At 65.8% G+C, this 24,072-nt stretch carries 21 protein-coding genes; 3 read left to right on the forward strand and 18 right to left on the reverse strand.

Features of this window, described 5'->3' with window-relative positions:
- Positions 1-6: 6 nt before the first annotated feature.
- From nuoH to HLG70_RS15650, 9 genes are all read right to left on the reverse strand, one after another.
- The gene (gene nuoH, locus HLG70_RS15610) at positions 7-1,080 is read right to left on the reverse strand and encodes an NADH-quinone oxidoreductase subunit NuoH (RefSeq protein ID WP_171664322.1); all 1,074 of its coding nucleotides are present in this window, start codon (positions 1,078-1,080) and stop codon (positions 7-9) included.
- A complete protein-coding gene (nuoG, locus tag HLG70_RS15615) occupies positions 1,080-3,407 on the reverse strand; it encodes an NADH-quinone oxidoreductase subunit NuoG (protein ID WP_171664323.1) in 2,328 nt (775 codons plus the stop codon). Before nuoG ends, nuoH begins: the two co-directional genes overlap by 1 nt.
- 15 nt (positions 3,408-3,422) lie before the next feature.
- Positions 3,423-4,790 (reverse strand): NADH-quinone oxidoreductase subunit NuoF, encoded by a 1,368-nt coding sequence (gene nuoF / locus HLG70_RS15620; protein WP_171664324.1) that lies wholly within the window; start codon positions 4,788-4,790, stop codon positions 3,423-3,425.
- Positions 4,787-5,281 (reverse strand): NADH-quinone oxidoreductase subunit NuoE, encoded by a 495-nt coding sequence (nuoE, locus tag HLG70_RS15625; RefSeq protein WP_171664325.1) that lies wholly within the window; start codon positions 5,279-5,281, stop codon positions 4,787-4,789. The genes nuoF and nuoE overlap by 4 nt, the downstream gene beginning before the upstream one ends.
- Before the next feature lie 47 nt (positions 5,282-5,328).
- A complete protein-coding gene (locus HLG70_RS15630) occupies positions 5,329-6,585 on the reverse strand; it encodes an NADH-quinone oxidoreductase subunit D (RefSeq protein WP_057284710.1) in 1,257 nt (418 codons plus the stop codon).
- A gap of 3 nt (positions 6,586-6,588) precedes the next feature.
- Positions 6,589-7,215: an NADH-quinone oxidoreductase subunit C gene (locus HLG70_RS15635; RefSeq protein WP_171664326.1), complete on the reverse strand. Its 627-nt coding sequence runs from the start codon at positions 7,213-7,215 to the stop codon at positions 6,589-6,591.
- A gap of 79 nt (positions 7,216-7,294) precedes the next feature.
- Positions 7,295-7,771 (reverse strand): NuoB/complex I 20 kDa subunit family protein, encoded by a 477-nt coding sequence (locus HLG70_RS15640; RefSeq protein ID WP_006217960.1) that lies wholly within the window; start codon positions 7,769-7,771, stop codon positions 7,295-7,297.
- Positions 7,772-7,810: 39 nt separating this feature from the next.
- Positions 7,811-8,170: an NADH-quinone oxidoreductase subunit A gene (locus HLG70_RS15645; RefSeq protein WP_006217959.1), complete on the reverse strand. Its 360-nt coding sequence runs from the start codon at positions 8,168-8,170 to the stop codon at positions 7,811-7,813.
- Between the two features lie 296 nt (positions 8,171-8,466).
- A complete protein-coding gene (locus tag HLG70_RS15650) occupies positions 8,467-9,576 on the reverse strand; it encodes a porin (protein WP_171664327.1) in 1,110 nt (369 codons plus the stop codon).
- Positions 9,577-10,033: 457 nt separating this feature from the next.
- Here HLG70_RS15650 and HLG70_RS15655 point away from each other — a divergent pair, with 457 nt between their 5' ends.
- The 3 genes from HLG70_RS15655 to HLG70_RS15665 are packed head-to-tail and all read left to right on the forward strand — an operon-like array spanning position 10,034 to position 11,519.
- A complete protein-coding gene (locus HLG70_RS15655) occupies positions 10,034-10,648 on the forward strand; it encodes a TetR/AcrR family transcriptional regulator (RefSeq protein WP_171664328.1) in 615 nt (204 codons plus the stop codon).
- On the forward strand, positions 10,645-11,088 hold the full coding sequence (locus HLG70_RS15660) for a PaaI family thioesterase (protein ID WP_171664329.1): 444 nt from the start codon (positions 10,645-10,647) through the stop codon (positions 11,086-11,088). The genes HLG70_RS15655 and HLG70_RS15660 overlap by 4 nt, the downstream gene beginning before the upstream one ends.
- The gene (locus HLG70_RS15665; protein WP_171664330.1) at positions 11,085-11,519 is read left to right on the forward strand and encodes an NAD(P)-binding domain-containing protein; all 435 of its coding nucleotides are present in this window, start codon (positions 11,085-11,087) and stop codon (positions 11,517-11,519) included. The genes HLG70_RS15660 and HLG70_RS15665 overlap by 4 nt, the downstream gene beginning before the upstream one ends.
- Here the strand turns inward: HLG70_RS15665 and HLG70_RS15670 are convergent.
- The 9 genes from HLG70_RS15670 to HLG70_RS15710 form a co-directional block, all read right to left on the reverse strand.
- Positions 11,490-12,257: a phosphatase PAP2 family protein gene (locus HLG70_RS15670; protein ID WP_171664331.1), complete on the reverse strand. Its 768-nt coding sequence runs from the start codon at positions 12,255-12,257 to the stop codon at positions 11,490-11,492. The genes HLG70_RS15665 and HLG70_RS15670 overlap by 30 nt on opposite strands.
- A gap of 49 nt (positions 12,258-12,306) precedes the next feature.
- Complete coding sequence (locus HLG70_RS15675) at positions 12,307-13,098, reverse strand: metallophosphoesterase family protein (RefSeq protein WP_171664332.1); 792 nt, start codon at positions 13,096-13,098, stop codon at positions 12,307-12,309.
- The gene (locus HLG70_RS15680; protein ID WP_171664333.1) at positions 13,095-14,069 is read right to left on the reverse strand and encodes a diacylglycerol/lipid kinase family protein; all 975 of its coding nucleotides are present in this window, start codon (positions 14,067-14,069) and stop codon (positions 13,095-13,097) included. The genes HLG70_RS15675 and HLG70_RS15680 overlap by 4 nt, the downstream gene beginning before the upstream one ends.
- Positions 14,070-14,158: 89 nt before the next feature.
- Positions 14,159-15,958 carry a gamma-glutamyltransferase family protein gene (locus tag HLG70_RS15685; protein WP_171664334.1) on the reverse strand — a complete coding sequence of 600 codons (1,800 nt, stop codon included), beginning with the start codon at positions 15,956-15,958 and terminating at the stop codon, positions 14,159-14,161.
- A gap of 185 nt (positions 15,959-16,143) precedes the next feature.
- Positions 16,144-17,646, reverse strand: coding sequence for an ABC transporter substrate-binding protein (locus HLG70_RS15690; RefSeq protein WP_171664335.1), 1,503 nt, complete (start codon positions 17,644-17,646; stop codon positions 16,144-16,146).
- A 222-nt stretch (positions 17,647-17,868) separates the two neighbouring features.
- Positions 17,869-18,765 carry a LysR family transcriptional regulator gene (locus HLG70_RS15695; RefSeq protein ID WP_171664336.1) on the reverse strand — a complete coding sequence of 299 codons (897 nt, stop codon included), beginning with the start codon at positions 18,763-18,765 and terminating at the stop codon, positions 17,869-17,871.
- Positions 18,762-19,421, reverse strand: a complete 660-nt coding sequence (locus HLG70_RS15700; protein WP_171664337.1) for a helix-turn-helix transcriptional regulator — start codon at positions 19,419-19,421, stop codon at positions 18,762-18,764. The genes HLG70_RS15695 and HLG70_RS15700 overlap by 4 nt, the downstream gene beginning before the upstream one ends.
- A 55-nt stretch (positions 19,422-19,476) precedes the next feature.
- Positions 19,477-20,937, reverse strand: a complete 1,461-nt coding sequence (locus HLG70_RS15705) for an efflux transporter outer membrane subunit (RefSeq protein ID WP_171664338.1) — start codon at positions 20,935-20,937, stop codon at positions 19,477-19,479.
- A gap of 10 nt (positions 20,938-20,947) precedes the next feature.
- Positions 20,948-24,058 carry a MexW/MexI family multidrug efflux RND transporter permease subunit gene (locus HLG70_RS15710; protein ID WP_171664339.1) on the reverse strand — a complete coding sequence of 1,037 codons (3,111 nt, stop codon included), beginning with the start codon at positions 24,056-24,058 and terminating at the stop codon, positions 20,948-20,950.
- Positions 24,059-24,072: the final 14 nt, after the last annotated feature.

Raw genomic sequence — 24,072 nt, forward strand, 5'->3', positions numbered from 1 at the left:
GGCGGCTTAGCGCCAAATGTTCCAGGGCGTCTGCATCCAGATCGCCACCACGACCAGCCAAACGCCGGTCAGCGGGATGAAGATTTTCCAACCCAAGCGCATGATCTGGTCGTAGCGATAGCGCGGGAACGATGCCCGGAACCACACAAACAACGAGACCACGAAGAACGTCTTGAGACCCAGCCAGATCCAACCCGGAATCCAGGTCAGCGGCGCGATATCGATCGGGGAGGCCCAGCCGCCCAGGAACATGATCGAAGCCATGCAGGACAGCAGGATCATGTTGGCGTATTCGCCCAGGAAGAACAGCGCGAACGCCATGCCCGAGTACTCGACCATGTGGCCGGCCACGATTTCCGATTCGCCTTCCACCACGTCGAACGGGTGGCGGTTGGTTTCGGCGACGGCCGAGATCACGTAGATCACGAACAGCGGCAGCAGCGGCAGCCAGTTCCAGGACATGAACGTCAGGCCCTTGTCGGCAAACCAGCCGCGGTTCTGCACGTGCACGATCTCGGACATGTTCAGGCTGCCCGACACCAGCAGCACCGTCACCAGCACGAAGCCGATGGCCAGTTCATACGACAGCATCTGCGCCGAGGCGCGCAGCGCGCCCAGGAAGGCGTACTTGGAGTTCGATGCCCAGCCGGCGACGATCACGCCGTAGACGCCGACCGACGTGATGGCCATGATGTACAGCAGGCCGGCGTTGACGTTGGCCAGCACGATGTCCGGACCGAAGGGCACCACGGCCCAGGCAGCCAGCGCGGGCATCAGCGTGACCACGGGGGCCACGACGAACAGCACCTTGTTGGCCTGGCTCGGAACGATGACTTCCTTGGTCAGCAGCTTGAACACGTCGGCAAACGGCTGCAGCAGCCCCTTGAAACCGACGCGGTTCGGGCCCATGCGCACGTGCATGGCGCCAATCATCTTGCGCTCCCAGTACGTCAGGTAGGCCACGCACAGAATGATGGGCACGGCGATGACCACGATCTTGATGAGGGTCCAGAGGACCATCCAGACCGTCGGGCCCAGCAATGCCTGACCGTGGCTTTCAAGAACATTGAGCCATTCCATCAGGCACGCTCCACGCTGATTTGACCGAATGCGCCACCCAGGGCTGCGGTGTTTTCAAAGGCTGCGGAAATGCGCACGGCGCGATCGGCCACGGCATCATCCTGCACGGTTTCCAGTTCGACGGCGCCCTGCCCGCCCGACACGCGCACCTTGACGCCGGCCGTCAGGCCCAGGCTGGTGAGCGTGCGGCCGTTCATGGCGGCAGCGGGCTTCTTCGAGGCCGGCGACGCCTGCAGCGGCTCCGAACGGCGAACCATGGCGTCGGTGCGGTAGATCGGCACGTCGGCAACGCGCTCCAGGCCGGTGCCGGCCTGGCCCAGGCCCAGCGGGGCCTTGATGTCGTTGGACAGGCGGCCTTCGATGCCGCCAGCCAGCGCGGCGTCGCGCACGGATTCGGAGGTCTCGTCGTCAAAACCGGCCAGGTGCAGGACGTTGCCCAGCACACGCAGGACCTTCCAGCCCGGACGGGTCTGCCCAAACGGCGTGACCGTGCCCTTGAAGCTCTGGGCCAGGCCTTGCGCGTTGACAAAGGTGCCCGAGGTTTCGGTGAACGGCGACACCGGCAGCATCACGTCGGCCCATTCGGTCGCGGCCGAACGGTAAGGCGTGAGCGCCACGGCGAACTGCGCGCCGCGCAGCGCGGCGATGGCTTGCTGGCCATTGTCGGCGTCCAGCAGCGGCTCCGCATGCAGGACCACGTAGGCCTTCAGCGGCTCGGCCAGCATGGCGGCCGCGGTCTTGCCACCCTTGCCCGGAACGGCGCCGGCCAGGTAACCGCCCACGGTGTTGCCGCCGGAGGTCAGGAAGCCGAACTTGCCGCCGGCCAGGTTGGCCACGGCGCGGCCGTTGGCGGCCAGGGTCGACGCCTGGGCGCTGGCGACAGCCAGGTTGCCCAGCAGGACGGCGGTGTTGGCGCCGGAAGCCAGGCTGGCGGCGATGAGCTTGGCGTTTTCGCCCGGAACAACCGAGGCGAACTCGGCCGGCACGGCCTGTTCCTTGGCTTGAGCCAGGGCGACGGCCACTTCGGCCAGCGCGCGCGCCAGCTCGGACGGCGCCACTGTGATGCGCGCGGTCACGGGCATCAGGGGATCGTCGGCGGCGCTGTCGACCATCAGGATCTGCGTGCCGCGCTTGGCGGCCTGGCGCAGACGCTGGGCCATCAGGGGATGATCCTTGCGCAGGAACGAGCCCACGACCAGGACGCGGTCCAGGTTGTCGAGTTCGGCGATGGGCATGCCCAGCCACGGCGCGCCCGTCAGGGCGGCGTCAAAGGCCGGGTCGGTCTGGCGCAGGCGGAAGTCGATGTTCTCGGAACCCAGCGCGCGGACCAGGCGGCCCAGCAGCGAGTATTCCTCGGTGGTGGCGTATTCGGACGCCAGCGCGCCGATCTGGCCTGCGCCGAAGCTGTCGCGAACGCGCGACAGGCCTTGGGCAACGGCTTGCAGGGCGTCAGCCCAGGAAGCTTCCTGCCACTTGCCGTCGGTGCCCTTGATCATCGGGGCGGACAGGCGGTCGTCGCTGTTCAGGCCTTCGTACGAGAAGCGGTCGCGGTCGCTGATCCAGCATTCGTTGACGGCTTCGTCTTCGAACGGAACCACGCGCATCACGCGGTCGCCCTTGACCTGGACGACCAGGTTGGCGCCCAGGCTGTCGTGCGGGCTGACCGAACGGCGGCGAGCCAGTTCCCAGGTGCGAGCGCTGTAGCGGAAGGGCTTGGAGGTCAGCGCGCCCACCGGACAGATGTCGATCATGTTGCCCGACAGTTCGGACTCGATCGAGCGGCCCACGAAGGTCGTGATCTCGGAGTGCTCGCCGCGGCCCAGCATGCCCAGTTCCATGACGCCGGCGATTTCCTGGCCGAAGCGCACGCAGCGGGTGCAGTGGATGCAGCGGCTCATTTCCTCGGCGGAAACCAGCGGACCCAGGTCCTTGTGGAAAACGACGCGCTTTTCCTCTTGGTAACGCGAGGAGGAGCCGCCGTAGCCCACGGCCAGATCCTGCAGCTGGCATTCGCCGCCCTGATCGCAGATCGGGCAGTCGAGGGGGTGATTGATGAGCAAGAATTCCATCACCGACTTCTGAGCGGCGCGAGCCTTCTCAGAGCAGGTGTGGACGACCATGCCGTTGGTCACGGGCGTGGCGCAGGCGGGCAGCGCCTTGGGCGCCTTTTCCACTTCAACCAGGCACATCCGGCAGTTGGCCGCGATGGACAGTTTCTTGTGGTAGCAGAAATGCGGCACGTAAAGCCCGACTTTCTGAGCCGCATGCATGACCATGCTGCCTTCGGGCACTTCGACCTTGTTGCCGTCGACGGTTAGTTCAACCATTGCTGTTCCTGAGACCTACAGATATTGCGGGACCACACAAGACTTATGCTCGATGTGGTGCGCGAATTCGTCGCGAAAATGCTTGAGGAAGCCACGGACGGGCATGGCGGCGGCGTCACCCAGGGCGCAGATGGTGCGCCCCATGATGTTGGCTGCCACGTTGTCCAGCAAGTCCAGATCCTCCGGACGGCCGTGACCGTTTTCGATGCGATGCACCATGCGGTAGAGCCAGCCGGTGCCTTCGCGGCACGGCGTGCACTGGCCGCAGCTTTCCTCGAAATAGAAGTACGACAGCCGGAGCAGCGACTTCACCATGCAACGCGTTTCATCCATGACGATCACAGCGCCCGAGCCCAGCATCGAGCCGGCCTTGGCGATGGAGTCATAGTCCATCGTGCATTCCATGATGACGTCGGCAGGCAGCACCGGCGCGCTCGATCCGCCAGGGATCACGGCCTTCAGCTTCCTGCCGCCGCGCATGCCGCCCGCCAGTTCCAGCAGGGTCGAGAACGGCGTGCCCATCGGGATCTCGTAGTTGCCGGGACGCTCGACGTCGCCGGTGATCGAGAACAGCTTGGTGCCGCCGTTGTTCGGCTTGCCGACTTCGAGGTAGGCCTGGCCGCTGTTGCGGATGATCCACGGCACAGCCGCGAACGTTTCCGTGTTGTTGATCGTGGTGGGCTTGCCGTACAGGCCGAAGCTGGCCGGGAACGGCGGCTTGAAGCGCGGTTGGCCTTTCTTGCCTTCCAGCGATTCCAGCAGCGCGGTTTCTTCGCCGCAGATGTAGGCGCCGTACCCGTGGAACGCGTGCAGCTGGAAGCTGTAGTCCGAACCCAGGATACGGTCGCCCAGGAAGCCGGCGGCCCGCGCCTCTTCCAGGGCTTCCTCGAAGCGTTCATAGACTTCGAAGATTTCGCCGTGGATGTAGTTGTAGCCGACGCTGATGCCCATGGCGTAGGCCGCGATCGCCATGCCTTCAATCACGATATGCGGATTGAAGCGCAGGATGTCGCGGTCCTTGAACGTGCCGGGCTCGCCTTCGTCGGAGTTGCAGACGAGATACTTCTGGCCCGGGAAGGCGCGCGGCATGAAGCTCCACTTCAGGCCGGTCGGGAAGCCCGCGCCGCCACGGCCGCGCAGGCCCGAGGCCTTGACCTCGGCGATCACGTCTTCCGGCTTCATGCCGGTGGTCAGGATCTTCTTCAGGGCTTCGTAGCCGCCGCGCTTGACGTAGTCGGCAAGGCGCCAGTTGGCGCCGTCGACGTCGGCCATGATCTGCGGCTGGATGTGCCGGCCGTGCAGGCACATCGAGTTGGAGGCGTCGTTCAACGGGTTGGGGTCCAGCCCCTGCGCGAACTGCTTGTAAAGGTCGGGCGCGTTCATGCCGACTCTCCTTGCACCTTGAGGGCCGCGACCAGCGCGTCCAGCTTCTCGTCGGTCATGCGCACGCACATATGCTTGTTGTTCACGATCAGCACGGGGGAATCGCCGCAAGCGCCCATGCATTCGCCTTCGACCAGGGTGAACTGGCCGTCGGCGGTCGTCTGACGATAGTCGACGCCCAGCTTGCGCTTGAGGTATTCGCCGGCACGGTCGCCGTCGCGCAAGGCACAGGGCAGGTTCGTGCAGACGGCGATCTTGTTCTTGCCGACGGGCTTGACGTCGAACATGTTGTAGAAGGTGGCGACTTCCTGGACCGCGATGGGCGGAACGCCAATGTAGTTGGCCACATCTTCAATGACTTCGGTAGCCAACCAGCCCTTCTCTTCTTGCGCGATGGCAAGCGAGGCCATGATGGCGGACTGCCGCTGGTCGGCCGGGAACTTCGCGAGTTCACGGTCGATTTTCTGGTAGGCCTGTTCGGAAAGCAGCATAGTTTGAATCCGGGTTATGCGGGCGTGCTCGTGACTGTCTGGGCGGATCAGCGATCGATCTCGCCGAAAACGATGTCCTGCGTACCAATGATGGTGACGGCGTCGGCGATCATGTGACCGCGCGACATTTCATCCAGCGCTTGCAGGTGGACAAAGCCGGGGGCCCGAATCTTCAGGCGGTAAGGCTTGTTGGCGCCATCGGACACCAGATAGATGCCGAATTCGCCCTTCGGGTGTTCCACCGAGGCATACGCCTCGCCCGGGGGCACGTGGAAGCCTTCGGTGAAGAGCTTGAAGTGATGGATCAGCTCTTCCATGTTGGTCTTCATGGCGGTGCGCGACGGCGGGGCGATCTTGTGATTCTCGATCATGACCGGACCCGGGTTGTTGCGCAGCCATTCCACGCACTGGCGGATGATGCGGTTGCTTTCGCGCATCTCGGCGATGCGGACCAGGTAGCGGTCGTAGCAGTCGCCGTTCACGCCCACGGGAATGTCGAAGTCGAGCAGGTCGTAGACTTCGTAGGGCTGGGTCTTGCGCAAGTCCCAGGCCACGCCCGAGCCACGCAGCATCGGGCCGGTGAAGCCCAGCGCCTTCGCGCGTTCGGGATCGACCACGCCGATACCGACCAGACGCTGTTTCCAGATGCGGTTGTCGGTGAGCAGCGTTTCGTACTCGTCGACGCAAGCCGGGAAACGGTTGGTGAAGTCTTCGATGAAGTCCAGCAGCGAGCCCGAACGCGCATCGTTCATGATGCGCATTTCCTTGTCGCCGCGGAACTTGCTGGAGTCGCCGTACTGCGGCATCGTGTCCGGCAGGTCGCGATAGACGCCGCCCGGACGGTAGTAGGCCGCGTGCATGCGCGCACCCGAGACCGCCTCGTAGCAGTCCATCAGGTCTTCGCGCTCGCGGAAGGCGTACAGGAACACCGCCATCGCGCCCACGTCCAGCGCGTGCGAACCCAGCGACATCAGGTGGTTCAGGAGACGGGTGATCTCGTCGAACATCACGCGGATGTACTGCGCGCGCAGCGGAGCCTCGACGCCAAGCAGCTTTTCGATGGCCATGACATAGGCGTGCTCGTTGCACATCATGGACACGTAGTCCAGGCGGTCCATGTAGGGCAGCGCCTGGATGTAGGTCTTGTGTTCGGCCAGCTTTTCGGTGGCGCGGTGCAACAGGCCGATGTGCGGATCGGCGCGCTGGATCACTTCGCCGTCAAGCTCCAGCACCAGGCGCAGCACTCCGTGCGCGGCCGGGTGTTGAGGACCGAAGTTCAGTGTGTAGTTCTTGATATCTGCCATGATTCAACGCCCCATGCCGTAGGTGTCTTCGCGCACCACGCGCGGGGTGATCTCGCGCGGATCGATCGTGACCGGCTGGTAAATGACGCGCCGTTGTTCGGGGTCGTAGCGCATTTCGACGGTGCCCGACAGCGGGAAGTCCTTGCGGAAAGGATGACCGATGAAGCCGTAGTCGGTCAGGATGCGGCGCAGGTCCGGGTGGCCTTCGAAGACGATGCCGTACAGGTCGAAAGCTTCGCGCTCGAACCAGCCCACGGTCGGCCAGCATTCCATCAGCGAAGCCACGATGGGGAATTCGTCGTCGGCGGCCCAGGTGCGCACGCGCAGGCGGCAGTTGTTCTCGATCGAGAGCAGATGCACCACCACGGCATAGCGCGAACGGTGGATCCGGACGTTCGCTTCCTCGGGCAGCTGGCGCGTGCCGTTGCCCCAGGTCAGGTAATCGACGCCACAGAGGTCGATACAGGTTTCAAAGCGCAGGCCGGCTTCGGTGCGCAGCTTGTTGCAGACGGAGAACCACTGCTCCGCGGGCACTTCGAGCGTCAGCTCGCCCAACGCCTCGGTCAGCGCGATATCCGCGCCGAGGGTGGTCTGCAAATTGTTTTTCAGGGATTCGAGCCTGGTCATCATCTTGTACGCTTAGGTGAACCGATACGCTGGTTTCGCAAGGTCCGCGGCGGCTGAGCCTGCCATCGGACCGGACGAACGATCAGCGCGCAATCGTGTTGGTCAGGCGGATCTTGTTCTGCATTTGCAGCAAGCCGTAGACCAGCGCCTCGGCCGTGGGCGGGCAGCCCGGCACGTAGACGTCTACCGGTACGATGCGATCGCAGCCACGGACCACCGAATACGAGTAGTGGTAGTAGCCGCCGCCATTGGCACAGGAGCCCATGGAAACCACCCAGCGCGGCTCGGGCATCTGGTCGTAGACCTTGCGCAGCGCCGGCGCCATCTTGTTGCACAGCGTGCCAGCGACGATCATCAGATCGGACTGACGCGGGCTGGGCCGGAAGATGATGCCGAACTGGTCCAGGTCGTAGCGGGCCGCGCCCGCGTGCATCATCTCGACCGCGCAACAGGCCAGACCGAAGGTCATGGGCCACATGGAGCCGGTCTTAGCCCAATTAAGGAACTTGTCGGCGCTGGTTGTGATGAACCCTTGCTTGAGAATGCCGTCTATAGCCATATTCGTCTCTGATAGCGTGCTGTGAAAAAACCCGGCGGGTTATTCCCAGTCAAGCGCGCCCTTTTTCCATTCGTAGATGAAGCCGACGGTCAACACGGCTAGGAAAACCATGACCGTCCAGAAACCAACGAGCCCAACCGTGCCCTGGGCAATGGCCCACGGGAACAGGAACGCGATTTCCAGGTCGAAAAGAATGAACAGAATCGCCACCAGGTAGTAGCGCACGTCAAACTTCATGCGAGCGTCTTCGAAAGCTTCGAAGCCGCACTCATACGGCGACAGCTTCTCAGCGTAAGGACGCCGCGGGCCAAGGAGGGAGCCGGCCGTTAGAAGCGCGAACCCGATAAGGGTGGCCACTACGATAAACAGCAGGACGGGAAAATACTGTTGCAGGTTCATTCAGGCGTCCGTCAAATGCGCAAACCTTAGGATTGTAGCATTCGCGCGGTTACTTCCGGCTGAACTCTGTAGCTTGAATAGCAGGTGAAAGACTGCATTCCTCAAATGGAACAATCGCAGCTTTCTAGAGCGATGCCGCAGCTTACAACACTCAGCTGACATGCACCCGTCGGAAGTCAAAGATCAAGCCAGGAAGCGAAAAAAAACCACCCCGAGGGGTGGTTTATGCGAACGGACCGAAGCCCGTTCGCTCGCTTTCGCTTTGAATCCAGACAGGGCTTGCGCCCTGCATTGGATTAGAAGCGGTGGCGGATACCGACGCCGACGGCGGTCGACTTGATGTCTTCCACGAAGGCGTAGTCCTTGGCGTACGAACCGTAAGCGTACAGGTTGGTGCGCTTGGACAGGTCGTAGGTGTAGCCCAGCGAGAAGACTTGCATCGTCTCAGCACCGTTGATACGGTCGTTGCTGGGGTCAACCATCTGCCACGAACCGAACAGCTTGCTTGCGCCGCCGATCGGGGCGGACAGGCCGACCATGTACGAGTTGGCCTTGAAGCCGTCGGCGAAGATGTTGGTGCCGATGCTCAGGCTACCCGTGCCGGTGTTCGTACCTTGGCCAGCGAACCAGCCGTCGGTCGTGCGAGCGTAGGCCAAAGCCACCTTCACGACTTCGAAGTCATACGAACCGCCGATGGCGTACATACGCGGGGTGGCGTCGGTCAGAGCCGTCGGCAGCCTGTTCGAAGCGTTCAACTGGTCGTACGACAGAGCGATGTTCAGCGGGCCGTTGACGTAGCGCAGACCGGTCGTGATGGCGCGGGTGTTGTCGGCGGTGCGGAAACCGGCTTGAGCCGTGTTTTGGTCGTCAGCATTGAACGAGTAGCCAACGCCGAACTGGAAGCCGCTGAACGACGGGGTCTGATACATGACCATGTTGTCGTAGCGTTGCGTGTTGGCAGCGCTCATCGAAACGCCGATGTTAGCTTGACCGAAGCCAGCGCCGAACGGGTCGATCGAGCCGAAGTACTTCGACGCGATGTTGGTTTGGCGACCGAAGTCCAGTTGGCCCCAGCTGTCGCTGGCCAGACCGACGGTGGCTTGACGGCCGAACAGGCGGCTGTTTTGGCCAGACTTGCCATTGCCCGAATCAAAGCCGGATTCCAGTTGGAAAACAGCGCGCAGGCCGTCACCCAGGTCTTCCGAACCACGCAGACCCCAGCGCGAACCGTTCTGGACGCCGTTGATCATGCCGAAACGGCTGCCGTTAACGGCATCGGGACCACCGCTGATCTTGTTGTAGCCGATACCCGTGTCGATGATACCGTACAGGGTGACAGACGTTTCTGCCTGGGCGACACCGGCAAAACCGGCGAGCAGGGCGGCAGCGAGCAGAGTCTTTTTCATTTAAGAAATCTCCGTTGATTTGAGTGACAAGAGCAGCAATCCAGCAAACCAGCCTGCCGCCCCCCTAACTCCGCGAAGGGAAGTTGACGCTATTGCATCAAAAATCAGGGGGGCTGGCTACGGTCGGCGTCAGAAAAGTGCAGGTTTGCGACAGGCCTGTTGGGATCTTGCAACATCGAGATGATGCTTCGCGAGCGGGACTAGGGCTTTCCCTTAGCAAACAGGCCGAGCACGCAACCATGCGACTTTCAGCCCTGCCCCCAATTATTCAGGCGATTCGGAAGCGAATGCTTCACGCATTTTTCGCCATCGGCTCCGTCGCGATTCGAGGACAACCAGACGCGGCGGTGTCCGCCTGAACCCCAAGGCACATTGCAAACAGGGGTCGGTTCAATAACATTGTTATTAATAAAAATCGTCGATATGATCGAACGAACCCAACCGGCCACTTTGCGACATGCCCTTTTCCTCTTCCCGTGCCGACCGCAACGAACGCCTGAGCGCGCTGCGCCGGCAGATCATCCTGGACGCCGCCCAGCGCGTCTTCGAGCGCGACGGCCTTGAAAAAACCACCATCCGGGCGATCGCCAAGGAGGCCGGCTGCACCACGGGTGCCATCTATCCATGGTTCGCGGGCAAGGAAACCCTGTATGGCGTGTTGCTGGACGAATCGCTGCAGCGGCTGCATGCGCACCTGGCGGACGCGGCGTCGGCCGGCGCCGCGCACGCGGCCGCGCGCAACGCCATTCGCGCCTTCTTCGGCTATTACGCCGAACGGCGGACCGACTTCTCGCTGGGCATGTATCTGTTCCAGGGGCTGGGCCCGCGCGGACTGGGGCGGGACATGGACGAGAAGCTCAACACCCGCCTGCGGCAATGCATCGACCTCATCGGCCTGGCCTTGAAGCGGACGAAGTCCTGGGAAGCCGCCGCCATCGAGGTCGAACAGATGAATATCTTCACCTACCTGATGGGCCTCTTGCTGCTGCTGCACACCCATCGCCTGAAATCCCTGGGCCAGCAGGCCGACACGCTGCTGGACAACTATTGCCACGTCCTGGAACAACGATGACCGCAACCGTTCTTGCCGGCCAGTCCGGCGCGCCCCTGATCAGCCTGGCCGACTTTCACATCCTGCTGGCCGACCAGCACCCGTTCTCGCTGCTGCTGGGCATCGACGTGCTGCATATCGGCCACGGCACGGCGCACGCCGTGCTGCCCGCCCGCGACATGCACCAGCGGCTGGGCGGCATCGTCGCCGGTCCCATGCTGATGGGGCTTGCGGACCTGGCGATGTATGCGGCGGTGGTGGGAGCCACCGGACAGGCCCATGCCGTCACCGCCAGCCTGACCATCAATTTCCTGCGCAAGAGTCCGGCGGGCGCCATCCACGCCAATGCCCGTTTGCTGAAGGTCGGCCGGCTGTCCGCCGGAGAAGTCATCCTGACCGGCGAAGGCTCGGACGATCCGCTGGCCCATATCGTGAGCACGTGGTCAGTGCCCAAGCCATGAGCCTGCGCGTCAGCATCGTCGGCATGGGCAGCATCGGCACGCGGGCCGCGCGCCGCCTGCTGGCGGCCGAGCCGGACATCGCGCTGACCCTCTACGACGTCGAGGCCGAGCGCTGCGAGGGCTTTCGCGGCAGCGCCACGCTGGCCACGTCGGCCCGCGAAGCCCTGGCGGAATCGGACACCATCCTGCTGGCCCTGCCCCGCGAACGCGAGATCGACCGCACCCTGGAGCGGTTCAGCGACGGCAAGGTGACCGCCCCTATCGCCGGCAAGCTGATTGTCGATCTGGATCCGCCGCCCGCCGACCGTGCGCTCCGGCTGGACCGGGCCATCGCCAGCGCCGGCGGGCGCTACACCCGCGCGCCTTGGCAGGCGGCCGGCGCCGACGGCGCCGTAGCGCAGCTATTGCATGCGTTGCGCCACCCCGCCTGAGGGGCGCAGGCGCTCGACCACGGCGATGCAAAGCGCCAGCCATCCCAGGCTGACCGCCAGCCCCGCCGCCACATCGCTGGCAAAATGCACCTGCAGCAGGATGCGGCTCAGCCCTATCGCCATGATCAGCGCGGCCATGACGGCCACGCAGGGCATGCGCCAGGCCGGCGGGGCCAGGCGCCACGTCAGGTAGCAGGCCGTGCCGTACACGGCCATCGCGGCCGAGGAGTGACCACTGGGAAAACTCCACCCCGCCACGCTGGCGTAGCCGTGATCATGCTCCGGCCGCACGCGCTCGAAAGCGTGCTTGAGCAGCCAGTTCAGCGCGCCGCCCATGCCGGTGGCGATGGCGCAGAACAGCGCCAGCGGCCATTGACCGCGCCAAAGCAGGTAAAGCGTCATCAGCACGCTCAGCACCGTCAGGAGATTGCGGTCGCCCAGATAGGTGAACCAGGACAGCAGCCATAGCAGCGATGTGGACATCGACATGCTCAGCGCATTGGCCAGCGCGCCATCGAACGCCACCACCGTGCCCCGGCGCTCGACCGCCATGGCCAGCAGGAGGAAGAGCATGAAGGAAGCGCAGGTGGCCGTGGCGAACAGCGCGGCGCGGCCGGTTGCGGACAACGCAAGATATCCGCGCACGAAAAACAGCGCTGCCGCGCCCGTCAGGAGGGGCAGCGCAATAAACAGGTGCGGGGCATGGGCCGCGGCCCATGCCGCGTAGACGTCGTTCATGAATTGCCATTGATAAGGAAAGCACGCGCCTTGCTACCGCGCAAGAGGCTCACAGCGCGACCAGAGTCTTGTCGACCGGGGCAAACGCATGCGTTCCAGCAGCGTAGTCCCAACGCTCGACATGACACACCGGCGCGCCGTCTTGCTCTTGTCGGGTAATCACGTTCAAGGAATTGGGCACGCTGCCCCGCACCCGGTGCGAGCAGGCCGTGCCGGCCTGAACGATCCAGCCGGCCGGCGTCGACGCCGCGGTCAAGGGCAGCACGTAGGGCAAGTGTATGTGACCGCCCAGCACCAGGTCGACTCCCGCCTGCGCCCAGGCCGCCAGCGCGCGTTCGCGCCCGATCAGCAGGTTGGACAGGTCCGATTCCACCTTGGCGCGCACGGGATGGTGCGCCACCACGATGCGCAGTTGCCCGGGCCGCGCCTGGCGCAGCCGTTGGGCCACGCGGGCGATCTGCGCCTCGGAGATCTCGCCGTCCTTGCGGCGCCGGGGACGCGTGGTGTTCACGCCTATGGCCAGCACGCCGGCGTTCTCGAACACCGGCTCGAGGATCGCGCCCAGGGCCCGTTTGTAGTTGCCGTAGGGGTTCAGCGCGCGTGCAAACACGTTGAACAGCGGAATGTCATGGTTGCCGGGCACCGCCAGCACGGGCAGCGACAGACGCTCGATGAATCTGCGGGCGGCGGCAAACTGGCCGCGCCGGGCCCGTTGCGTGATGTCCCCGCTGAACACGACCAGGTCCGGCGCCAGCGAGCGGGCAAGATCCAGCACGGCCTCGAGCACCGGCTTGCGTTCGGTGCCGAAATGGGTATCGGAGATATGCAGGATGCGCGTCATGAGCGATCCAGATATTCAGAGTCCGCCGGGACCACCAGCGGCAGCGATTCGCCGGCCACCTTGAATTCGAGCGGCGTGTTCATCCAGGATATTTCTCCGTCCATCGCCACCTTGACCCGCCCGCGCCCGCGGATGTGCACCGTCAGCCGGTCAAAGGCAAAGCTGGTGACGTGCTCGGCGTCGCCCAGCCGGCTGAGCAGGCCGCGCAGCAGCAGGCCATACAGGGCCAGCGTGCCGACGGGCCGCGCCGCCATGGCGATCAGCCGGTTACGGTCGAGTTCCTCTGACGGTATGCCGATGTGATCCAGCTGAAGCTTGTTGTTGCCCACCACCAGCGTCGGAGACCGCAGGCTGCGCGCCTTGCCCTCGTATTCGAGTTGCAGGCTGAGCTGGCGCGGCTCGCGCAGCAGCGTGACCAGCCCGGACCACAGCGCCACCCAGCGCTTGCGGCCGAACCTCTGCTTGTAGGCTTCGCGGTCTTCGAGCAGCTGCGGATACAGGCCCAGGCTGGCATTCACGAGGAACAGCCTGCCGTTGAGCATGCCGACCTGCACGGGCCGCAGGCTGCCTTGCAGGAAACCGCGCAGCGCCACCTCCGTATCCTGGGAGATGCCGTAGCTGCGGCCGAAATAGTTGAACGTGCCCTGCGGCAGGATGCCGAAGGGCACGCCTTGGCCCAGCACCGTTCCCGCCACGGCATTGAGCGTGCCGTCGCCGCCCGCGGCAATGACGACGCCCTGCTCGTCCCGCGCACGCCCGACCGCCTGCCGGGCCACGTCGACCAGGCGGGACGGATCGTCCACGGGCATCAGTTCGTAGCGCCTGCCGGCTTCATCAAGAATACGGCGGATGGTGTCCTGCAGGGCCTGCGCATCGCCGCGCCCCGATCCGGTATTGAGGACGATGAAGAGAGGTTCTTGTCCCGTGAGGGGGCGAGCCGCTGTTGCCGGGCTCTGCTGGGATGGCGTCATGGGACAAACATACCCCATGCTGGCGGAGCGCCGCAAGAAGCCATGCGGCGCACGCCCTCCGCATGGCGGGGGGCCGTGCGCCGCTCCGGTCAGCGGCCGATGGCGTAGGCCTGCATCAGGCGCGGCGTGGCCGCCGCATGCAGCAGCCCGTCCGGATCGCGCGAGGCTGCGGTCAGGCGCCCCACCGACCATTCCGGCACCTGCTCGATCTGGTGCCCGCGCTGGCGCAGGGCCTCGATGACCTCGGCGCCAAAGCTGGCCTCCACCGCCAAATGCCCCGGCTTGCGGTCCCTGGGATAGAAGGACGTAGGGAAATGCATGGTGTGGGACATGGGCAGATCAATCGATTCCTGCAGGTTCAGGCCGTGGTGCACATGGCGCAGGAAGAACAGCAACTGCCATTGTTCCTGCTGGTCTCCGCCCGGCGTGCCGAACGCCAGGTATGGCTTGCCGTCGCGCAGCGCCAGTGACGGCGTCAGCGTGGTGCGCGGGCGCTTGCCCGGGGCCAGCGTGCCCGGCAAGCCCTCTTCCAGCCAGAACATCTGGGCCCTGGTGTTCAGCCCGAAGCCCAGCTCCGGAATAACCGGCGAGGACTGGAACCAGCCGCCCGAGGGCGTGGCCGAGATCATGTTGCCCCAGCGGTCGATGACGTCCACATGGGTCGTGTCCCCGCGCTTGGCGGAGGCCCGCATGTCGGCCAGCGTCGGCTCGTTGGTGGCGCTGCCGGGCGCGGTCACCTTGGACAGGCGCTCCAGCGTGTCCATGACGCGCGCCACCTGGGCCTCGAAGCCCGGCACCTGGCCGGGAAGCAGTTCCTGCGACGCGGTCTCGCCGATCAGCTTGCGGCGCTCTGCGTTGTATTCGTCCGACAGCAGGTGAGCCAGCGGCACGTCGATGAAGGCGGGATCGCCGTAATAGGCCTCGCGGTCCGCGAAGGCCAGCTTCATCGCTTCGGTGACGCGGTGGACGAATTCGGCGCTGGTGGGGCCCACGCCCGCCAGGTCCATCTCTTTCAAGATGGCCAGCGTCTGCAGGAATACCGGTCCCTGGCTCCAGGCGCCGGCCTTGGCCACGGTATAGCCGTGGTAATCGTAGGTCAGCGGTTTGTCGTAGCTGGCGGACCAGCCGGCCAGGTCGTCCGCCGTGATGACGCCGCGGTGGGTCGTGCCGCTTTCGTCCATGACGTCGGTGTTGCGGGCGTAGCGGTCGATCTCTTCGGCAATGAAGCCGCGGTAGAACGCGTCGCGGGCGGCCTCGATCTGGCGTTCGCGGTCGGCGCCAACGCTCTCGGCTTCCTTCAGCACGCGGGTCCAGGTGCGGGCCAGCGCCGGGTTGCGGAACAGCTTGCGGGCCTCCGGCACCTTGCCGCCCGGCACATAGACCTGGGCGGTGGTGGGCCAGTGCGTTTCGAAAAAGTCCTTCAGGCCGGCAATGGTGTTGGAAATGCGCGGCATCAGCGCATGGCCGTGCTCGGCGTAATAGATGGCGGGTTCGAGTACGTCGCGCACCCGCATCGTGCCATGGTCGCGCAGCAGCAGCATCCAGGCGTCGAACGCGCCCGGGATCACGGTGGCCAGGAGGCCGTTGCCGGGAATGAGCTTGAGCCCTTCGGCGCGATAGCGCTCCAGCGTGGCGGCGGCGGGCGTCGTGCCCTGGCCGCACAGCACCTCGACGCGGCCAGTGCGCGCGGAATAGAACACGGCGGGCACTTCGCCGGCCGGGCCCACCAGGTGGGGCTCAACCACTTGCAGCACGAAGGCCGAGGCGGCGCAGGCGTCGAATGCGTTGCCTCCGCGTTCCAGAAGCGACATGCCGGCCGCGCTGGCCAGCCAATGGGTGGAAGTCACGACACCGAAGGTGCCGAGGATTTCCGGGCGAGTCGTAAACATGATGGTCCTGTTCTGAGGGGTGTCCGACACCCATTTAGCAGCGAAGTGGGCAGAGAGCGGCGCGTCCGGGTGTCGGACACCCGCCATCGGCAGGTGACGCTATCCGGGGCACCGCGGATCCGGCTCCGCCGGTCCGCAGGTGCCGCCCCCTTGAGGGGGCCCGCGTCAGCGGGTAGGGGGTGGGCCTACTTTTTGGCCACGGTAACGCCCTTCAGGCGGATCAGGCCGTCGGGGTAAGGCACGAAGCCTTCCAGCTTCTTCTGCACGCCAAAGGTCCACGGCAGGTAGAACAGGTAGACGATCGGACGCTGATCCTGCATGGCGGTCAGCACCTGGTCGTACATGGCGCGGCGCTTGGCGATGTCGGCCTCGGCGCGGGCATCGTTGAGCAGCTTGTCGACGCCGGCGTCGCAGAACTTGCCGTCGTTCAGGCTGCCCTTGCAGCTGGCGTACTGGTGGATATTGCCGCTGGGGTCGACGCGGCCGGACCAGCCGCTCTGGCCGACCTCGAAGTCGCCGCGGGCGAGCGACGACTGCAGGGAGGCGAACTCGACCGGACGCAGGGTAATGTCAAAGCCTGCCTCGGCGCCCATGGCCTGCACCAGTTCGAACACCTGCTGCATGGTGGTGTTGTTGCCGAAGGTGATCTCGAACTTCACGCGGTCGAAGCCCGCTTCCTTCAGCAGGGCCTGGGCCTTCTTCGGGTCGCGTCCCTTATGCTCGAATTCCTTGTTGAAGGCGAAGCTGGCCGGCGGGAACGGCTGATGGGCGGGTTGGAACATGCCTTCGCCGATCACCTGGTTCAGCACGTCGCGGTCGATCGCCAGGTCCAGCGCCTGACGCACGCGCTTGTCCTTGGCCAAGGGGTTGTTGGCGCGCGCGCCATTGCCCAGGTTCACGGAGATGGACTGGAAGCCCAGGCCGGTCACCGGCGCCAGCCGCAGGCTGGGGTCGTCCTTGACGGCCTTGGCATCGCTGGGCGCCACGCGCTCGATGATGTCCAGGTCGCCCGCGCGCAGATTGTTCAGGCGCACGGTGTTGTCGGGGATCGGCGTGTAGACCAGGCGGTCGAAGTGGTAATTGGCCGCATCCCAATACTTGGGGAATTTGTCGAGCACGATGCGGTCGTTCTGCACGCGCTCCTTGAATTGGTACGGACCCGAGCACACCGGCTTGCCGCCGGGGTCCTTATCGAAGCTGGCGGGCGATATCATCATGCCGGCGCGGTCGGAAAGCTGGGACAGCAGCGAGGCGTCCGGCTCCGACAGGTTCAGCACCACGGTTTCCGCATCCGGCGCATCCACGCTGGCGACGGTGGCCAGTTCGCTCTTGCGGTTGCTGTCGGGCAAGGTGCGGGCGCGGTCCAGGTTGGCCTTGACCGCGGCGGCATTGACCGGCGTGCCGTCATGGAACACGGCGTCCGTGCGCAGCTTGAAGGTCAGCGACTTGTTGTCCGGGCCGATCGTCCAGGACTGCGCGAGCTGGGGCACGATCTTCAGGTCGGGCGTGATCTCGACCAGCTTGTCGCACAGCGAAGCGAATACGATGCGGCCGACAAAAGTGCGGGCACGCACGGGGTCCAGCACATCCGGGTCGTCCTGCAGCCCGATACGCAAGGTGGACTGGGCTTGCGCCAATCCGCTGGCCAGCATTCCCGCCATAGCCATGGCGAGGCAAAGTTTACGCATGAGTGATCTCCGTCGATTCAGGTCGGCCTGCTTCCCCATGCGCCGCCGGCGCACCGCCTGGCAAGGAGGAACAGACCCCGAGCCGTGCTGCACCGCCGGGCCCATCCCCCCGTTGCGCACGTTCTTGTTGGATTCTGCGCCAGGCGCGCGGCGATTGTATAGACCGGCGGCTGTCGCGCCGCTAAATATACGCCGGGGACGGCCGCGTTGCGGACACGGGGTTCAAGGCAGCCGGCACGGCGCCGAGAAATCGACGGCCGCGCCGACGGCGTCGCGCAGCCTGGCGACCAGCGGGCGCGCGTCGTCCCGGCGGTATTGGAAGGCATAGGGCAAGGCCGCCAGCTCGGGTTCGCCTTGCAGGACGCGCAGGCTGCCTTCGGCCTGGAGCGCATCCGCCCAATGGCTGGGCAGCAGCCCCACGCCGGTGCCTTCGATCAGCAGGCCCACGATGGCGCCCCAGTTATTGCAGCAGAGGCGCTCGCCCGCGGCTTCACGGCCGGCCAGCCAGTCGTCGATGATGCGCGTGGTGCCCGCCCCCGCGGGCAGGGTCACCAGCGGCAGGCGCTCCAGCAGCGCCGTCGTCATGCGGGTTTCCCCGCCCAGCACCGAGGGAGCCGCGGCCCAGGAGAAGCGCGCCTGGCCGATAGGCGAGGAGGCAATGCTGGTGCGGGACGAACGCCCCGCGATCACGGCGAAGTCCAGCTCGCCGTCGGCCACGCGCTGCTCCAGCACCTGGCCGATGTCCACATACGGTTCCAGCACCAGTTCGGGATAAGCCGCGCGCACGACGCCGATCAGGCGCGGCAGCCAGGTCAGCGCGGTCAGCTCGCCCACGCCGAAGCGGCAGCGGCCGCGCAGCCCGGGGGTTTGCGCCATGGACGCGCGGATCTGGTCGGCCGCGGCGAGCAATTCGCGGGCCTGCGGCAAGAGCCGCTGGCCCGCGTCGGTCAGCGCGGCCTTGTGGCCGCTGCGGTCGAACAGAGGCTGGCCCAGTGCTTCCTCGAGCTCGGTGATGCGCTTGGACAGCGAAGACACCGACAGATGCAGGCGCTCGGCGGCCACGGCGAAACTTGCGCAGGTGGCGGCCCAGTAGAAGGCCTCGAGTTGCTTGAGAGTCATGGGCTTGCGCTGACCCGGTAGGCGCAGCGGCGCGCGCCCGCCAGGATGTGCTCTTCGCGCTCTACCCGCACCGCCTCGCCCAGCACGTTGCGGAACAGTTCCAGCTCGCTGCGGCAAAAGCCCATACAGGCTTTCGCCGCCGAGCAGATGGGGCAGTGGTTTTCAATGAAGACGAAATCGGCGCCGTCCTGGCGCAACTCGGCCATATAGCCTTCCGCGCAGCGCACCTCCACCAGGCGTTCGAGCCGAACCTTGAGGCTTTTGGCGCCCAGCATGGCCTGGTGGTAGCTGTTGAGCATGGCGCTTTCGCGCACCTGGATCAGCTTTTCGACGCCTTCGTCGCCGAACACCTGGCGCACGGCGCCTATCATCTGCACCGTCATCTCGGCATGGGTATCCGGAAAACGTCCATGCCCGGCCTCGGTCAGGAACCAGATCTGGGTGGGCCGTCCGCGGCCCGCGCTATGACTTTCGGAGTCGACCAGCCCGTCGGCGTGCAGCCGCGTCATCTGCTGGCGCACCGCCTCGGCCGTCACGTCCATGGTCCGGGCGATGACCGCGATGGACTGCGGCCCGCGCGTCTTCAAGGTCATGAGCACGCGGTCCGCGGGCTGATGCGGCACCCCCGCGACGGGTTGGGACAGGCTGTCAGACATGACGATAACGATGCTCCAAGAGTTTTCCTATGGTGCCATGAACGCGGGCCGGCGGTCAGCCGGCGGCTGGCGGCCTGGCCGCGGCCGATGCCGATTCCGGCGGCGCTTCCCAGCCGCCCCCCAATGCCTTGTATAGCGCAATCAGGCGGGTGTAGGACTCGGCTTCGGCCACGGCCACGGCGTCCTGGGCGCGCAAAAGCGTACGCTGCGCATCCAGCACGGTCAAATAAGGGGTGCTCCCTTCGCGGTAGCGCAGCCTGGCCAATTCGGCCGCCCGCGCGCTGTGCGTGGCGGCCTGGGCCAGGTTGCCCAGGCGCTGCTGCGTCTGGCCATACTCCGTCAGCGCCGCCTCCAGTTCCTGCACCGCGCGCAGCACCGTCTGTTCATAGCGCGCCACTTCGCCCTCCGAACGCGCCACGGCTCCGCGCTTGCGGGCGAGCGCCGTGGGCAGGTGGAAGGCGGGCCAGTTCACGCCCGACGCCACGCTGAATCCCCGGCTGGCCGCCGTGCCGAAGTCGGCCCCGCGCAGCGCGACAAAACCCAGGAACCCGCCCAGGTCGATCCGGGGATACAGCTCGGCCGTGGCCGCGCCCACGTCCGCGTTGGCCGCGGCCATGTTCCGCTCGGCCGACAGCACGTCCGGACGGCGGGACAGCAAGGCGCCCGCGTCGCCGATAGGCAGACGGGCCGCCAGGGGAGCCAGTGGCTTGCCCGCGTCCAGCTCGCCCAGTTCGACGGGCCTCAGGCCAGCCAGCACCGCGATGCGGTATTGCGCCAGCCGCCTGGCCGTCTCCTGCACGGGCACGCTCGCCAGCACCGTTTCCAGCTCGGCCCGCGCGCTGGCCAGGTCGCCTTCGTCGCCGCGCCCCGCCGCCACCATTGCCTCGGTCACGCGCAGGCTGTCGCGCTGGCTGTCCAGGTTGGCGCGCGCCACGGCGAGGCGCTGTTCCGCGCCGCGAAGCTCGAAGTAGTTGCGCGCCACTTCAGCCGCCACCACGATGCGGGCCTGGGCAAGATCGGCGGCCTGGGCCTCGCTGCGGGCGGCGGCGCCTTCGGCCACCCGGCGCAGCCTGCCGAACAGGTCCAGTTCCCAACTGGCGTCAAAGCCGGCCCGGTAGCTTTCGGCCAGGTTGCGCTGCCCGGCGACGCCGGGATTGGCCTGCGACAGACTGCGCTCATAGCGGCCGCCCAGGGTCACCGCCGGCAGCTGATCCAGTTCTTTCTCGTCCAGCACCGCGCGGGACTCGGCAAGCCGGGCCTGGGCAATGCGGATGTCGTGGTTGCGGGCCAGCGCCAGGCCGATCAGCCGGTCCAGCTGCGGATCCTGCAGCTGCTTCCACCAGTCGCGCTGCAAGCTGTCCGTGGAGAACAGCGCCTGCTCGGGGCTGGCCAGCGCCACGGGCGCGGGCTGGGGCTTGCGGTAGTCGGGTCCGACGGCGCAGCCGGCGGCGGCCAGCGCGGCCAGCAGCACCGTGGCGCCGCGGCGCAGGCGTGTGTAGAGATGAAGCGTATTCATGATCGGTTCCTCAGGGCTGGGCGGATGCGCCGGCGACTTGCGCGTCCTCGGCCTCGGCCCGCGCCAGTTCACGGGCCCGCGGCGTGTCGTTCGCCGCGCGGTGATCCCGCGCAAATACGGTGTAGACGGTGGGCAGCACGAACAGCGTGAACAGCGTGCCCACCAGCAGGCCCACCACGATGACCAGCCCCAGGCTGTAGCGGCTATGGGCGCCCGCGCCGCTGGCGAACAGCAGCGGGATCAGCCCCATGACCATGGCGGCCGTGGTCATCAGGATGGGACGCAGGCGGATCCGCGCGGCCTGCTCCATGGCGGCGCGCCGGTCCAGCCCGTGGCTGACCTGCATCTCATTGGCGAACTCCACCATCAGGATGCCGTGCTTGCTGATCAGCCCGATCAGCGTCACCAGGCCGATCTGGGTATAGATGTTGACGGTGGCCATGCCCAGCGCCAAAGGTATCAGGGCGCCGCAGATGGACATGGGCACGCTTACCAGGATGATGAAGGGGTCGCGCAGGCTTTCATACTGCGCCGCCAGCACCAGGTAGATCACGATGATGGCAAAGATGAAGGTGATCATCAGCGCCGAGCCCTCCTGGCTGAACTGGCGAGCGTCCGATTGCCAGTCGTAGCTGAAGCCGGCGGGCAGCGTCTGCGCGTGCCGGGTCAGGAACTGCACGGCGTCGCCCATGGTGACGCCCGGCATGGGGATGGCCTGGAAGGTGGCGGCGTTCAGCTGATTGAACTGGGTCAGCTGGTTGGGCTCGACTCCCATCGACACCGTCACGATGTTGGACAGCGGCACCTGCGCCCCGCTGGCGCTCTTGACGTGGTACTGCGCCAGCGACTCGGGCGAGATGCGCTGTTCGCGCAGGCTTTGCGGAATGACGTCGTAGGAACGCCCGTCCATGCCGAAGCGGTTGACGTAGTTCTCGCCCACCAGCACCGCCAGCGTGTCGCCGATGGCCTTCATGGTGACGCCCAGGCTGTTGGCCTTGGCGCGGTCGACCTTGAGCTGCACGACGGGATTGTTGTAGTCCAGGTCGCTGTCGACCACCATGAACAGGCCGCTTTCGCGCGCCGCCTTCTTCATGTTTTCCATGGCCTCGTAGACCACGGAGTAGTCCGACGCGCTCATCAGGACCATCTGCACGGGCAGCCCGCCGGTCGAGCCCGGCAGGGACGGCAACTGGAAGGCGAAGATGTTGCTGCCTTCGATCTGGTTGGCCATGGACTGCATGTCGGCCTGGATCTCGTCGGCGGAACGCTTGCGGTCTTGCCAGTCGACGAAGTCCACGCCGCCGATGCTGTTGGACACGCCTTCGGAGCCGTTGATCAGCCAGCGCCCCTTTTGCTCGGGCAGGGTCTTCATGACGTCGTCCCACTTCTTGCCGAACTTCTCGACGTAGTCGATGTTGGCCTGCTGCGGCGACTTGATCGCCGTCAGCACGGTGGACTGGTCCTCGACCGGCGCCAGCTCCCGCTGGGCGGCGTTGTACAGGAACGGCAGACTGATCAGCACGGCCACCGCAACCAGCCCGGTCACCCAGCGATGGCGCAGCGACACGTCCAGCACGCGGCCGTAGGCATCGCCCAGGCGGCCGAAGAAGTGTTCCGCCCGGCGCGCCATCCAGCCCTCGGACACGCGGCTGTTCAGCAGGAAGGAACTCATCACGGGCGACAGGGTCAGCGCGATCACGCCCGACACGACCACGGCTCCCGCCAGCGTGAACGCGAATTCCTTGAAGAGCGATCCCGTCAGCCCTCCCATCAGGCCGATCGGCGCATACACCGCCGCCAGCGTGATGGTCATGGCGATCACCGGCCCGGCCACTTCGCGGGCGCCGATCAGCGCGGCGCGCACGGGCGACTTGCCCTCCTCGATGTGGCGGTGCACGTTTTCCACCACGACGATGGCGTCGTCCACCACCAGGCCGATGGCCAGCACCATGGCCAGCAAGGTCAGCAGGTTCACGCTGAAGCCGAACAGCGCCATGATGGCGGCCCCGCCCAGCATGGACAGGGGAATGGTCACCACCGGAATCAACACGGCGCGCAGCGATCCCAGGCACAGGAATATCACCACCACCACGATGGCGATGGCCTCCAGCAGCGTGCGGGTCACGCCGTCGATCGACGCGCTGATGAAGCGGGCCAGCTCGAATGGCACCTGCACGCTGGTGCCGGGCGGAAGGTTCTGCTTAATGTTGGGCAGCAGCTCGTTCAAGCGTTTGACGATGACCAGCGGATTACCGACAGGCGTGGCGTTCAGGCCGAAATACACCGCAGGCTCGCCGTCCATCAGGCCGCTGGAATCCGTGGACGCCGCCCCCAGTTCCACCGTGGCCACATCGCCCAGCCGGACGATGGCGCCGCCGTCGCGCTTGACGACCAGGTCGCGGAATTCCGCCACGTTGACCAGGTCGGTGTTGATCTGGATGTTGGACACCACGTACAGGCCCTTGGCCTGTCCGGGCGCGGCCTGCACGTTGTTCTCGCGCAGCGCGTCGGCCAGTTCGCCGGCCGAAATGCCGCGCGCGGCCATGCGGTTCGGGTCCAGCCAGACCCGCATCGCAAGCTTCTGCCCGCCGTACAGCTCCACGCTGGCCACGCCGTCTATGGACGAGAGCTGCGGCTGCACCACGCGCGACAGGTAGTCGGTCAGCGCCGCCAGCGACAGGCTGGTGCTGGAAAAGCCCACGTAGGCGACGGCCGTCGCCTCGCCCGCGGATTTCACCAGGACCGGATCGTAGACGTCTTGCGGCAAGCGGTACTTGACCTCGTTGACCTTGGCCATCACCTCGGTCATGGCCTTGTTGGAGTCGGCGTTCAGCTTCATCCGCACCGTGATCACGCTGCGGCCCTGCGTGGACGACGAGGACAGATAGTCGATGCCCTCGACGGTGGCCACCGACTGGGCAATGGGTTGCGTCACGAAGCCCTGCATCAGGTCGGGCGACGCGCCCGGATACTGGGTGGTGATGGTGATGGTGGTGCTTTCGGTCAGCGGATACTGCCGCACGGGCAGGCCGCTCAGCGCCTTGATGCCCAGCAGCAGGATCAGGGTGCTGACCACCAGGGCCAGCACCGGCCGGCGCACGAAGAGATCGGTGAATTTCATGTCTGCCTCCGCCT

The sequence above is a fragment of the Achromobacter deleyi genome, from assembly GCF_013116765.2.
Taxonomy (GTDB): Bacteria; Pseudomonadota; Gammaproteobacteria; order Burkholderiales; family Burkholderiaceae_B; genus Achromobacter; species Achromobacter deleyi_A.

What these genes read in the sequence shown, in the direction of transcription:
- nuoH (WP_171664322.1), bottom strand. Translation starts at nt 1,080, where the DNA reads ATGGAATGGCTCAATGTTCTTGAAAGCCACGGTCAGGCATTGCTGGGC.
- nuoG (WP_171664323.1), bottom strand. Translation starts at nt 3,407, where the DNA reads ATGGTTGAACTAACCGTCGACGGCAACAAGGTCGAAGTGCCCGAAGGC.
- nuoF (WP_171664324.1), bottom strand. Translation starts at nt 4,790, where the DNA reads ATGAACGCGCCCGACCTTTACAAGCAGTTCGCGCAGGGGCTGGACCCC.
- nuoE (WP_171664325.1), bottom strand. Translation starts at nt 5,281, where the DNA reads ATGCTGCTTTCCGAACAGGCCTACCAGAAAATCGACCGTGAACTCGCG.
- HLG70_RS15630 (WP_057284710.1), bottom strand. Translation starts at nt 6,585, where the DNA reads ATGGCAGATATCAAGAACTACACACTGAACTTCGGTCCTCAACACCCG.
- HLG70_RS15635 (WP_171664326.1), bottom strand. Translation starts at nt 7,215, where the DNA reads ATGATGACCAGGCTCGAATCCCTGAAAAACAATTTGCAGACCACCCTC.
- HLG70_RS15640 (WP_006217960.1), bottom strand. Translation starts at nt 7,771, where the DNA reads ATGGCTATAGACGGCATTCTCAAGCAAGGGTTCATCACAACCAGCGCC.
- HLG70_RS15645 (WP_006217959.1), bottom strand. Translation starts at nt 8,170, where the DNA reads ATGAACCTGCAACAGTATTTTCCCGTCCTGCTGTTTATCGTAGTGGCC.
- HLG70_RS15650 (WP_171664327.1), bottom strand. Translation starts at nt 9,576, where the DNA reads ATGAAAAAGACTCTGCTCGCTGCCGCCCTGCTCGCCGGTTTTGCCGGT.
- HLG70_RS15655 (WP_171664328.1), top strand. Translation starts at nt 10,034, where the DNA reads ATGCCCTTTTCCTCTTCCCGTGCCGACCGCAACGAACGCCTGAGCGCG.
- HLG70_RS15660 (WP_171664329.1), top strand. Translation starts at nt 10,645, where the DNA reads ATGACCGCAACCGTTCTTGCCGGCCAGTCCGGCGCGCCCCTGATCAGC.
- HLG70_RS15665 (WP_171664330.1), top strand. Translation starts at nt 11,085, where the DNA reads ATGAGCCTGCGCGTCAGCATCGTCGGCATGGGCAGCATCGGCACGCGG.
- HLG70_RS15670 (WP_171664331.1), bottom strand. Translation starts at nt 12,257, where the DNA reads ATGAACGACGTCTACGCGGCATGGGCCGCGGCCCATGCCCCGCACCTG.
- HLG70_RS15675 (WP_171664332.1), bottom strand. Translation starts at nt 13,098, where the DNA reads ATGACGCGCATCCTGCATATCTCCGATACCCATTTCGGCACCGAACGC.
- HLG70_RS15680 (WP_171664333.1), bottom strand. Translation starts at nt 14,069, where the DNA reads ATGACGCCATCCCAGCAGAGCCCGGCAACAGCGGCTCGCCCCCTCACG.
- HLG70_RS15685 (WP_171664334.1), bottom strand. Translation starts at nt 15,958, where the DNA reads ATGTTTACGACTCGCCCGGAAATCCTCGGCACCTTCGGTGTCGTGACT.
- HLG70_RS15690 (WP_171664335.1), bottom strand. Translation starts at nt 17,646, where the DNA reads ATGCGTAAACTTTGCCTCGCCATGGCTATGGCGGGAATGCTGGCCAGC.
- HLG70_RS15695 (WP_171664336.1), bottom strand. Translation starts at nt 18,765, where the DNA reads ATGACTCTCAAGCAACTCGAGGCCTTCTACTGGGCCGCCACCTGCGCA.
- HLG70_RS15700 (WP_171664337.1), bottom strand. Translation starts at nt 19,421, where the DNA reads ATGTCTGACAGCCTGTCCCAACCCGTCGCGGGGGTGCCGCATCAGCCC.
- HLG70_RS15705 (WP_171664338.1), bottom strand. Translation starts at nt 20,937, where the DNA reads ATGAATACGCTTCATCTCTACACACGCCTGCGCCGCGGCGCCACGGTG.
- HLG70_RS15710 (WP_171664339.1), bottom strand. Translation starts at nt 24,058, where the DNA reads ATGAAATTCACCGATCTCTTCGTGCGCCGGCCGGTGCTGGCCCTGGTG.